The following is an 11,769-nucleotide window of genomic DNA, read 5'->3' as shown; positions in this document are numbered from 1 at the left end:
CAACCAGAAGGGAGCACTAAAATGAAATTATTGACAAAGGTACTCACGACGACAGCATTGGTCGCTGCAAGCACACTGCCGGCGTTGGCTGCAGAAAAATGGGATATGCCGATGGCATATTCGGCAAGCAACTTCCACTCCGCAACCGGCGCTGAATTTGCCAAATGCGTGACTACCGGCACCGGTGGTGAAATCGAAATTGTGACGCACCCGTCCGGGTCACTATTCCCCGGCGCGCAGATCAAGCGCGCGATCCAGACCGGTCAGGTTCCGATCGGCGAACGTCTGCTTTCCGGCCACCAGAACGAAAACGCTCTATTCGGCTTTGATTCAATCCCGTTCCTCGCCACCTCGTTCGACGACAGCGAAAAGCTCTGGAAAGCTGCAAAGCCAACCATTGAAAAAGTTCTGGCCGACCAGAACCTGACGCTTCTCTATGCCGTGCCGTGGCCACCGCAGGGCCTTTACTTCAAGAACGAAGTCAACTCGGTCGCAGATATGAAAGGCATCAAGTTCCGCAGCTACAACAACGCGACATCACGGCTTGCCGAATTGACAGGCATGTTGCCGGTCACGATCGAGGCAGCTGAAATCAGTCAGGCATTCGCTACTGGCGTTGCGGATTCCATGGTCTCATCCGGTTCCACAGGTTATGACCGTAAGGTATGGGAATCCCTGAACTATTTCTATGAAGTGGATGCCTGGTTGCCACGCAACTACGTGATGGTCAATTCAGGGGTTTGGGACGGTGTTTCGGATCAGAACAAGAATGTCATCCGCGCTTGTGCACAAATGGCCGAATATGCGGGCAACTGGCGTTCGAAAGAGTATACCGGTTTCACGTTGCAAGGCTTGCGCGACGGCGGCATGACGGTTGGACCGGCTTCTGACCAAATGGTTGGCGAATTGAAGGACATCGGTGTCACCATGACCAACGAATGGCTGGAAGCTGCCGGAGATGACGGCGCAGCCATCGTCGAATCCTTCAAATCGATGCAGTAACGCCACCTAGCGGACGGCCCGACTGGCCGTCCGCTGTTCCTGAAAATGCCTCTTCGGACAACCTCTGAGAGCCCGGGCACCTGCCGGGGTCTTGGCGGGTGTTCGTGGAAGGTTATGAAAAGAACCTATTGGGGACGTTATGACAGCGCTCAGGAAACTTCGGACCGGTCTCGACTTTCTCTATCTAGCATCCGGCGTGCTCGCCGCCTTATGCCTTATTGCGATCCTCGTCCTGATCGTCCTGCAGATGCTTGCCCGCTGGATTGGCGAAGTGGCGCCGGGCATTCCGGAATATGCAGGTTACTTCATGGCGGCAGCCTCTTTCCTGGCTTTCGCAAACGCTCTCAACCGCGGCAGCCATATCCGCGTCTCGATCCTCTTGAACGCGGTTCCGCCGACTGTTGCGCGATGGATCGACGTGTGGTGCTTCGCAATCGGCGCGCTGGTGATGTGGTATTTCGTCTGGTTCGGTTGGCGGTTCGTCAATTTCTCCATCATGATCAACGACATCAGCCAGGGTCAGGACCGCACTCCCCTATGGATCCCGCAATCCTTCATGCTGGCCGGTGCAATTATCATGGCGATAGCCCTGACCGATCATCTCATTCATCTGCTGTTTGACGGCAAACACCGGATCAAGCGCGATCTGGTCGACCAGAGTTTCGGGGAGTAAGGCCATGGAAGACTTCTCGATCATCATCCTGTTTATCTTCGTACTTCTCCTGCTTCTGGGCAGCGGTGTCTGGATCGGTCTGGCGCTTATGGGCGTTGCCTGGGTCGGCATGGAGCTCTTCACCACCCGCCCCGTGGGTGACGTGATGCTGACCACGATCTGGTCTTCGTCCTCAAGCTGGACGCTGACCGCCTTGCCGCTCTTTATCTGGATGGGTGAAATCCTTTACCGAACGCGGCTATCTGAAGACATGTTCCGTGGCTTGAGCCCCTGGATGGCAGGACTGCCCGGTGGCCTTGTGCACACCAACATTGTCGGTTGCACTGTCTTTGCCGCGGTATCGGGGTCCAGCGCAGCCACGTTGACGACTGTCGGCAAGATGTCGATCCCCGAACTCAGAAAACGCAATTATCCCGAGAACATGGTGATTGGCACGCTTGCCGGTGCAGCTACGCTGGGGCTGATGATCCCACCCTCGCTGACACTGATCGTCTACGGCGTAACGATCAACGAATCCATCTCAAAACTCTTCTTTGCAGGCATTTTGCCGGGTCTCGTGCTCGCCTCCATGTTCATGGCTTACGTGGCGATCATGTCGAAGGTGTCGAAAAACTGGGATCCGGCACCGGAACCCAAGATGAGTTTTGCGAAAAGAATTCAGAATTCCCGCTTTCTGATCCCGGTCATCCTGCTCATACTTCTGGTGATCGGGTCCATGTACCTGGGCTTTGCCACAGCGACAGAGGCAGCGGCCTTCGGCGTTATCGGCAGCCTGCTCCTGGCCGCCAGCCAAGGGTCGCTGAGCTGGAAGACCTTTGCCGAAAGCCTGATGGGGGCAACCAGAACATCGGCGATGATCGCCCTGATCCTGGCCGGTGCCGCCTTCCTGTCACTGTCCATGGGTTTCACGGGCTTGCCGCGCGGCCTGGCCGACCTGATCGCACAAATGGAACTGTCCCGGTTCGAACTTTTGATGGCGCTTCTGGTCTTCTACATCATCCTGGGAATGTTCCTCGATGGCATTTCCTCAGTGGTGCTGACCATGGCCGTGGTCGAGACCATGGTCCGCCAGGCCGGGATTGATCTGATCTGGTTCGGTATTTTCATTGTCGTGGTGGTCGAAATGGCTCAGATCACACCGCCGATCGGGTTCAATCTGTTCGTCCTTCAGGGCATGACACATCACGAGATGGGTTTCATCGCCCGGGCCAGTATCCCGATGTTCCTGATCATGGTCCTGATGGTCTTCGTTTTGATCGCCTTCCCGGAAATTGCCACCTGGCTTCCAGCAAACATCCGTCAGGGGCCTGGCTGATCCCGATTGCGCCAAGTGCTGGCTAAAGAGAAAGGCCACCCGCATCAGCAGGTGGCCTTTGCTTTTGACGATAGTCGCTAGCCGTTGATTTCCTGATGGAGGAACCTGGCAAACCATCTCTTTGGGAGCCCTAGTTCGCTGGCGTCAGCATGTTCCCAACAGCTTATTGCGTGATCGGCGGCTTCACTGAAAAAACTCTGCCCTTGGACTTCAACGCCTTTGGGCACTAAAACAATGAATTCCGAAAGAACTCTCCAACTTCCCCAACACTCAGAGGGACATATGCAAAAACGCAAACTGGGTGCCGACGGTCCTGAGGTCGGCGCGATTGGCTATGGCGCCATGTCCTTTTCCGACATGTATGGACCAACCAACGAGGCCGAGAGCCATGCTGTGCTGGATGCATGTCGCGAGTTGGGTGTTACGCATTTGGATACGGCAAATATTTACGGCATGGGGAAATCGGAAAACGCAATCGGAACCTACCTGAAGGCCAATCCCTCAGCGCGGGACGAGTTTGTCATCGCGACAAAGGCCACAATAACCAGAGATCCAGACGGCAATCGCGTCTTCGACAATTCCGCAGAGCACCTTGAAGCTGAACTTGACAAGTCGTTGCAACGGCTCGGGGTCGACTGCGTTGATCTGTTTTACGCGCATCGTCGCGACACGCGCTTCACTCCGGAAGAAACGGCAACGAACCTTGGAAGGTTGGTTGAAAAGGGCAAGACCCGGGCGATCGGCCTTTCGGAAATCGCGCCTTCGACACTGCGCCGCGCCATGAAAGCCTTTCCAGTCGCAGCAGTCCAATCGGAATACTCGCTCTCCACGCGGTTCCCCGATCTTGGGCTTGTGCAGGCTTGCGCCGAACTTGGTGTTGCCATGGTGGCCTTCTCGCCTGTCGGCCGTTCGCTCCTGACCGACAATCCGATCTCGCGCGAAGCGCTTGCGAACTTGCCCTTTCTCGGCGGGAACCCACGTTTTATGGAACCGAACCTGACCGAGAACCTGCGTCTTACCGAAGGCTTCCGAAAGCTTGCAGCTGAAATGGGTACGACCGCTGCAGGGCTGGCCAATGCGTGGCTGCTCAGCCGCGGGCCTCATGTGATCCCAATTCCGGGCACCCGCTCGGTGAGCCACTTGCGCGAATGCATCTCCGGAGCAGATCTGGTCCTTTCAGATGCGGATCTTGAACGCATCGAAGCCGTTCTGCCTGTGGGCTGGGCACATGGTGACCGGTATTCAGTTGACCAGTGGAACGGGCCTGAACGCTACTGTTGATGCATCCGGGTAGAACGACACGTCGGCAGATTGCCGGTTTTCAAGGGTTGCACTTGGATTCAAGCCGTTGGCCGAAGCCCAGTGCCCCTGTTAAGCCCAGCACTGATATTCGGAAAGTCCTTCAGTTCTTTCGCCTTTGCTTCTTCTCAAAGGCCTCGTTTGCGGATCTGGCGAACTGGACGCCAAAGCCAGACCCGAAAACTTACTTCCCATCAAAGCGGTAAAGAATGTCGCCGCCCATGCTCAACTCAGCGCCTGGAAAAACCGTGTACCCTTCACAAAGATGGTCGAGCCGGATCATGACATCACGGTAGAACCAGAGCCGATCCGTTGGTGGCAAAAACTTGTTCGCCAACTCCACTGCTTGCGTCACATCTCCCTTAGCAAGCAGCAGTTCCAGGAAAATGGTTCGATCGACGCCCAGAGGCAGATCGTCTTTGTCACTTCGAAGAGCCGACGCTGCCGCAGTCCATGCCTCCCAATCGAAATCGGGCGGCAATGCTGAAGGTCGCGATGGAAGACCAGTATCAGTTTCGATCAGATAGGCGACCATAGCCTGCCGCGCAATCATCCAATTCAAGGTGGTTTGCGCCGTATCCGCATAGTGGCGGACAGTTTTTCCCAAGCTAAATCCTGTCATCTGCTGGTTCAGGTTTTCATCGCCCAATTCCTCGGACAAACGCCCGTAAAGATAGACCCAGGCAGGATCGAGTTCAGTTCTTGGCTTCAGACGTCCGGCTTCGATTTCAGCAAGAAAGTCACGCGATGCATCAGCAATCGGGCCCTCGGCCCCTGTCTGATTGAAAAGAATGCTCAGCCACGCCATTCCCCCCATCTGGAAAGAAGCTCGCAGTATTTCATGATAGCGCGCACGGCGTTGACGGCTTTCCTCATCGTCTCCGGGAACAGGAACCGGAGCAATTTGATTGTTAACCGAAGCAAGATAGATCGAAAGCTTGTCCGGTCCCGCCATCTTCGCCAGGTTTTGTTCCTGGTGCCGCTCAAGCAAAGCATCATAAGCTGACAAGTCCTGGCGCGAACCCAGGACCATGGCAGCAACACCCAATTCTCCGGCCGCTTCCGCGTTTCGGGCCAATGTCAATTTGAAGTCATCGCTTTGGTCGACAACCCAATTGTGAATGCCAAGTCCATTGAAATACCGGGCGTCAAAGCCTTTGACCAGGTCAGGGCTGCTCCGCACTGCCGCCAGCAGTTCGAGGAAGGTTGCGCCAGCATCCGCCAGCAGAATTTGCCGCATAACGATGGGCGAGAAATCAGCAAAGATCTCGACAGCTGGTCGGTCATCCGTTTTCAAGCCTTCAACCACGCCCAGTTTTGAGATCGCAAAGGCTAACCGTACGTCCTTCAGGCCATGAGCCTGGCGTTGAGTACCGCCCTGAACGCGATCCATCAGGTCCAGACCAGAAGCAAAGTCCAGGTCGTCGTAGCGCAGCTTCAAATAGCTGGCTGCAGTTCCAAAATGCCGTTGTGAAAACCTTTTGGCCTGTGGGCGGTCTGAAATGATGCGATCGGCAAGGTCAAGTATGGTAGCCCGGTGCGGACCACACAAAGGCCGATCGCTTCCGCTCTGGTGCTCCTCTCCATAGACAGCACTGGTACCGATAACGAAACACACAAATGCGCCCGTCATGGCAATCTTCCGACTTATCGACATCGTACAAGTCCTCCGTTTTGCCCACGACCTGCGTTTATGTCTTTGAATAGAAATTCATTTTTCCGATAGTAATGGTCTTTCGAGTATCTTTCCGTTCGAAGCTGGCACGTCGTCCGCGACGCGCTAAACGCCTAGCATACCATCTTACAACTGATATAACCGCTGGCGAATGGATTTCGTCCGCTGGTTGCCGGAAAAAGCGCTATCGGGACCTATGCACTTTACGAAACTTCGTAGCGATGAGCGGTACCTTGCGAACTGGTGGCGATACATCATCGGGCGGGTCTCAACCGCCCTTACTATGCAAATTCCTTGAACCCTGCCAAAGCCTTGCGATCGTAGCCATGCGATGCGGTCCAGAGCTGGCGCGTATACTCATGCTTGAGATTACCCGTGCGCATCTGGTCCTCACTCATCTCCTCCACAACCTCGCCGCGGTTCATCACGGCAATCCGGCTGCAGAGGTGCCCGACGACAGCAAGGTCGTGGCTGACCATCACATAGGTCAGGCCATGCGCCTTCCGAAGTGCAGATAAAAGGTTCAAAATTTCAGCCTGAACAGACACGTCCAGCGCACTCGTCGGCTCATCAAGCAGGATGACTCGTGGCTCAAGAATGAGCGCGCGCGCAATGGCGACGCGCTGCCGTTGACCGCCAGAAAGTTGATGGGGGTAGCGAAACCGGTATTCCGGGCCAAGGCCGACTTCGGCGAGGATCTTCAGGACCCGTTCTTCGCGATTGTCCAATCCGTGGATGACCAGCGGCTCACTTAATGTGGCGTCCACGGTTCTGCGTGGATGAAGCGAACCATAGGGGTCCTGGAACACCATCTGCATGTGTTTGCGGGAGGCAGGTGTTCGTTTGTGGGCAATAGGCTGCCCGTCAATTCTGATGGTCCCGGTCCAGTGGGAATAGATACCGACCATGGCTCTGAGTACGGTCGACTTCCCGGAACCCGATTCACCGACCAGACCAAAGCTCTCCCCCTCCGCGACCGAAAGATTGAAGTTCTTGACCGCTTGGATCTGATTTTTGCCCGAACCGAAAGAAATGCTGAAGTCGCTGATTTCGATCATTGCTCGAACACCCCGCTGGCATCGCTTGGCTGCGTGAGCCAGGCCGGGTCCCGTTCAAGAACAGGAAGATCGTCGTGACGACCGTCGAGCCTCGGCAGGCAATTGAGAAGCCCTCTCGTATAGGGATGCTGCGCTTGGTCGAGATGCTTGGCGTCCAGCGTTTCCATGATGCGTCCGCCATACATGACAAGCACCCGGTCACAGAAGCTGGAAACAAGCTGCAAGTCGTGACTGATGAGCACGAGACCCATGCCGCGTTCACGCACCATGTCGTCGAGAAGGGAGAGCACCTGCATTTGCACCGTCACGTCCAGCGCAGAAGTCGGTTCGTCAGCAATCATCACGTCCGGATTGGTTATCAGCATCATCGCAATCATGATGCGTTGGCCCATCCCGCCCGACACCTGATGCGGATAAAGGGAGTAAACCTTTTCCGGCTCGCGGATGCGAACCGTGTCGAGCATTGAAAGTGCACGCTTTTTTGCCTCCGCCCGGGGGATGTTTTCATGCCGTCGGCAGGACTCGGCAATCTGCGCACCAACGGTCAGAACCGGGTTCAGTGAATATTTGGGGTCCTGCATGATCATGGAAATGCGCGAACCGCGAATGTTTCGCATTGTCTTTCCGTTCGCCTGCATCAGATCCATGCCGCTGAACATCAGTTTTTCCGCATCAATTCGCCCATTGCCGGCTGTCAGGCGCAGCAGCGCCCGTCCGGTTTGCGACTTGCCAGATCCGGACTCGCCAACAATTCCAAGCCGTTCCCGGCCAAGGTCGAAGCTGACACCGCGAACAGCGTGAACGAGACCTTTGGAGGTTGAAAAGCGCACGTGAAGGTCACGAACGGACAAGAGCGGTTCTTCGCGCAAAGGCTCCTTTTTGAAGCTTCCGTTCATGGTCAGTGCCCCCCTGAACTGCGCGGGTCGAGAACGTCGCGCAGACCATCACCCAGCAGGTTAAAGCCGAGCGAGACAACAAGTATGGCGATGCCGGGAATGGTCGGCACCCACCATTGATCCAGGAGATAATCGCGGCCAGAGGCGATCATCGCCCCCCATTCGGCAAGCGGCGGCTGCGCACCGAGACCCAGAAAGCCGAGCCCTGCGGCGGTCAGGATGATCCCGGCCATGTCCAGCGTCAAACGCACGATTGTAGAAGACATGCACATTGGCATGATATGGGCCAGCAAAACCCTTATGCGCGACGCACCCATGATTTGCGCTGCAAGGATATATTCGGAGTTGCGCAGCGTCAGTGTTTCAGCCCTTGCAAGGCGCGCATAAGGCGACCAGGTCGTCAAGGCAATGGCAAGTACCGCATTCTCCAGTCCGGGGCCAAGAACGGCGACAAATGCCAACGCAAGTATCAGTCTGGGAAACGCCAGAAAAATATCGGTGATCCGCATCAAAGTCGCGTCGACAACACCGCCGAACAACCCGGCCGTCGTACCGATGATAAGGCCGATGGGCATCACGATGATCGACACGAGAAAGATGATGTAGAGCGTCACCCGCGAGCCCCAGACAATCCTGTCGTAGATATCGCGTCCGAGTTCGTCGGTACCAAACCAATGCTCGGCGCTCGGCGGCGCAAGGCGATTGGAAAGCTCCTGCGTCGTTCCGTCACCGGATGTCAGCAGTGGTGCGAAAAGCGCGACGAGACAGAGAAAGAGCACGATGAAGAAGCCAAGCATCGCGATCGGGTTGGATTTGAAAGAGAGCCAACTGATATAGGCGCGCTGACAACGGGCCTGGAAAGCATTGTCCGGCGAGTCTGCCAGCAACCAGGACACAACGGAACTTGAGGTTTGCGTGTGCTCCGACATTACTTCGCCCTCGGATCGACAATGCGATAAAGCATGTCAGACAGCATGTTAATGAAAACGAAGGAAATACCGACGACGAGCGTCCCGCCTATCACGGCGTTCATGTCTGCATTGAACAGCGAATTGGTGATGTATTGACCAATACCAGGCCAGGCAAATACGGTCTCCGTCAGAACGGAACCTTCGAGAAGGCTGGCATAGGTCAGTCCGATGATGGTGATCAGCTGAACCATCACGTTCCGGAAGGCGTGGTACCAGATCACCGTCCCCTCGCCGAGCCCCTTCACGCGCGCTGTCAGAACATATTCCTGATTGAGCTGATCCAGCATGAAAGACCGCGTCATGCGGGCAATATAGGCCAGTGAATAGATTGCCAGCATAGAAGCCGGCAGGATGACGTGGGACAGTGCATTTTGAAACACATCCCATTCCCCGGCAATCGCTGCGTCGATCATGATGACACCTGTCACCGGATCGACGATACCGTCATAGAAGAAATCAATACGGCCAGGACCGGCCACCCAGTCCAGCTTGGCATAAAAGACCAACAACGCGACCATGCCGAGCCAGAAAATCGGGATGGAGTGGCCTAGAAGACCTATGACCCGAACGCAGTGGTCGATGAGCGTGCCTTGGCGCACAGCGGCAAAAACACCGGCAGGTATGCCGATAATCACGCCGACAACCGTTGCAATCGTGGCCAGTTCCAGCGTCGCGGGGAAAAACCGCTTGATGTCTTCCAGAACAGGCTGTCCTGTCATCACCGAGTTGCCGAAATCGCCGCGCAGGATGTCACCCAGGAATATCAGGTATTGCTGCCAGATCGGCTTGTCGAGGCCGAGCTGCAGGAACATCGCGTCATAGACTTCCTTCGACGCTCTGTCTCCGACAATGGCGACAACAGGGTCATTGGGCATGATACGCCCTATGACGAAGGTGACGGCGGTCAGCCCGATGAAAGTCAGGGCCAACATGAGAATACCGCCGCCGATTTTTCGGGCGACATTCAGATAGGGTTTGAAATCCACCGCAGGGCGCGGGGTCGCGGCGCTGTCAGTCATTCAAAAGCGCCTTTTGAAACTGGGTCCAGAGCCCCTGTCGCCCGGTGTTTCCCGGCACGGTGCGTCTTGGCTGCACGGGTTTGAAATGAAGACGAATAGATGGTGGAGTGACAAGCAAGTCGGCCGATCCTTGAACAAGTAAAATCGCGCTCCCATGCTGCAAAAAACGCGGGAGCGCGCATCTCATACCGTCGATGGTCCGCACATCTTTTGTCAGATGCACGGAACCATCAGACCAGATCTTACTTGGTCACTGTTTTGTAGTACGCCTGATCAGAGGTCACGCCATTGACGAAGCCTTTGACATTTGCACGCTGGCCAAATGTGCCGATAGCCTGGAACATGATGGTGAACGGAGAATCCTCCTGAACCATCTTCTGCAGTTTGGCATAGGTGGCTTCGCGCTTGGCCGGATCGGATTCGGCCGCCGCCTGATCGGTCAATTCGGTCAAACCTTCAGCAGGCCAGGCGTTTCGCCATGTCAGCTTGCCGGTCAGCTTGGCTTCGAAGTCGTTGTTCGGGTTGTGAGCAAATGCATCGGCATTGGAATGCGGATCAGAGTAATCCGGGCCCCAGCGCGCAACGATCAACTCATGTTTGCGTGCACGGTATTTCGGCCAGAGCGTTGCACCGTCGGACAAGATGATTTCCGAGTCGATGCCGAGTTCCTTCAGGCTTGCCTGAACACTTTGGGCGACTTCCGTGAACGGTGATTTGTTCAGCGTATCGATGGTGATCTTGGTATCGGCATCAAGACCAGCATCTGCAATCAGCGCCTTTGCCTTGTCCATGTTCTGGCTGTACGGCGTGTCCGTGGCCGCAGCCCACATGCCTGACGGCCAGAAGTTCTGATGGATCTTGTACTGTCCATCGAGGAACGAACCGACCATGCCGTCATAATCGACCATGTATTTCAGCGCCTCACGAACTTCCGGTTTCGACAGAACCGGATGCTCCATGTTGGACGCCAGATACATCAGATAACCCTTGGGGTAGCTCTCGGCAGAAACATCGTCATTGCCGGCAAGTCCCTTGAGCTGGTCAGCTGTCAATTCCATCGCTGCGTCAACGTCACCCTTTTCAAGCAGGAGGCGTTGCGCGGAAGGCTCCGCCACGTGGCGAATGACGACGCGGTTCATCGCAGGTTTGCCCTGCCGATAGTCGTCAAAGGCTTCCAGCATGACGACTTCGTTGGCTTTCCAGTTCTTCAACATGAAAGGACCGGACCCAGCGGAATTGTCTTTCAGCCATGCATAGCCCATGTCACCGTCGACTTCGTGTTTCTGGACCTCTTTCATGTCGACAATGGAAGCGACGCTGGAGGACAACAGGTTCAGCACGAGCGCGGGTGACAATTCAGCGAGAATGTTGATCTCAACGGTACCATCATCGACGGCAACGACTGCCTCGTCGACATTGTCTGCAGTCCAACCGATCTGTTTGATGATGAAGGCCGGCGTCTTGTCCAGCTTCACGGCCCGGCTCAGCGAATAGGCAACATCAGCCGCGGTGACAGGGTTGCCCGAATGGAACGTCAGGCCCGGGCGCAGCTTGACGGTGATTTTCTTGCCGTCTTCGGAAAATTCATAGGATTCTGCGATGCCGCCAACAAGTTTTGTCAGGTCATCCGGCTCGAACAGAAACAGTCGCTCATAGATGTTTGCGACAATCCGGCTGCCGGTGAATTCAAAGCATTCGGCGGGATCAAGCGTAATCGCATCTGCGGTGTTGCGGGCAATCACAAACGTGTCTGCTGGTGTTTCTGCAATTGCCGGAAAGGCAACTGAAGTCGCCAGGATTGCGGCAAGTGACAGGCCTTTCAATGGAGCTGTAAATTTCACGATCATTCCCCCTCTGGAAC

The 11,769-nt window shown here is 55.7% G+C and carries 10 protein-coding genes; 4 read left to right on the top strand and 6 right to left on the bottom strand.

The genetic code is table 11. The features are described from left to right. Window positions 1-21: 21 nt before the first annotated feature. The 4 genes from FIV00_RS12460 (at window position 22) to FIV00_RS12445 (ending at window position 4,271) form a co-directional block, all read left to right on the top strand. Window positions 22-1,002 carry a TRAP transporter substrate-binding protein gene (locus FIV00_RS12460; RefSeq protein WP_152501044.1) on the top strand — a complete coding sequence of 327 codons (981 nt, stop codon included), beginning with the start codon at window positions 22-24 and terminating at the stop codon, window positions 1,000-1,002. A gap of 139 nt (window positions 1,003-1,141) precedes the next feature. After that, on the top strand, window positions 1,142-1,675 hold the full coding sequence (locus tag FIV00_RS12455) for a TRAP transporter small permease (RefSeq protein ID WP_152501043.1): 534 nt from the start codon (window positions 1,142-1,144) through the stop codon (window positions 1,673-1,675). A gap of 4 nt (window positions 1,676-1,679) precedes the next feature. Further along, window positions 1,680-2,990, top strand: coding sequence for a TRAP transporter large permease (locus tag FIV00_RS12450; protein WP_152501042.1), 1,311 nt, complete (start codon window positions 1,680-1,682; stop codon window positions 2,988-2,990). 282 nt (window positions 2,991-3,272) lie between these two features. Beyond that, window positions 3,273-4,271, top strand: a complete 999-nt coding sequence (locus FIV00_RS12445) for an aldo/keto reductase (protein ID WP_152501041.1) — start codon at window positions 3,273-3,275, stop codon at window positions 4,269-4,271. A 202-nt stretch (window positions 4,272-4,473) separates the two neighbouring features. Here the strand turns inward: FIV00_RS12445 and FIV00_RS12440 are convergent, their stop codons facing one another. The 6 genes from FIV00_RS12440 to FIV00_RS12415 form a co-directional block, all read right to left on the bottom strand. After that, complete coding sequence (locus FIV00_RS12440; RefSeq protein ID WP_152501040.1) at window positions 4,474-5,946, bottom strand: hypothetical protein; 1,473 nt, start codon at window positions 5,944-5,946, stop codon at window positions 4,474-4,476. 299 nt (window positions 5,947-6,245) lie between these two features. Beyond that, window positions 6,246-7,022 carry an ABC transporter ATP-binding protein gene (locus FIV00_RS12435; protein ID WP_152501039.1) on the bottom strand — a complete coding sequence of 259 codons (777 nt, stop codon included), beginning with the start codon at window positions 7,020-7,022 and terminating at the stop codon, window positions 6,246-6,248. Continuing rightward, window positions 7,019-7,918 (bottom strand): ABC transporter ATP-binding protein, encoded by a 900-nt coding sequence (locus FIV00_RS12430; RefSeq protein WP_152501038.1) that lies wholly within the window; start codon window positions 7,916-7,918, stop codon window positions 7,019-7,021. The genes FIV00_RS12435 and FIV00_RS12430 overlap by 4 nt, the downstream gene beginning before the upstream one ends. 2 nt (window positions 7,919-7,920) lie before the next feature. Further along, window positions 7,921-8,847, bottom strand: a complete 927-nt coding sequence (locus FIV00_RS12425) for an ABC transporter permease (protein ID WP_152501037.1) — start codon at window positions 8,845-8,847, stop codon at window positions 7,921-7,923. Further along, window positions 8,847-9,908 (bottom strand): ABC transporter permease, encoded by a 1,062-nt coding sequence (locus tag FIV00_RS12420; protein WP_152501036.1) that lies wholly within the window; start codon window positions 9,906-9,908, stop codon window positions 8,847-8,849. The genes FIV00_RS12425 and FIV00_RS12420 overlap by 1 nt, the downstream gene beginning before the upstream one ends. A gap of 242 nt (window positions 9,909-10,150) precedes the next feature. Continuing rightward, window positions 10,151-11,749 carry an ABC transporter substrate-binding protein gene (locus tag FIV00_RS12415; RefSeq protein ID WP_173005970.1) on the bottom strand — a complete coding sequence of 533 codons (1,599 nt, stop codon included), beginning with the start codon at window positions 11,747-11,749 and terminating at the stop codon, window positions 10,151-10,153. Window positions 11,750-11,769: the final 20 nt, after the last annotated feature.

This window comes from Labrenzia sp. THAF82 (genome assembly GCF_009363435.1).
Taxonomy (GTDB): Bacteria; Pseudomonadota; Alphaproteobacteria; order Rhizobiales; family Stappiaceae; genus Roseibium; species Roseibium porphyridii.
The sequence above is the reverse complement of the archived record's forward strand: the minus strand, read 5'-3'. Positions and strand labels throughout refer to the sequence as shown.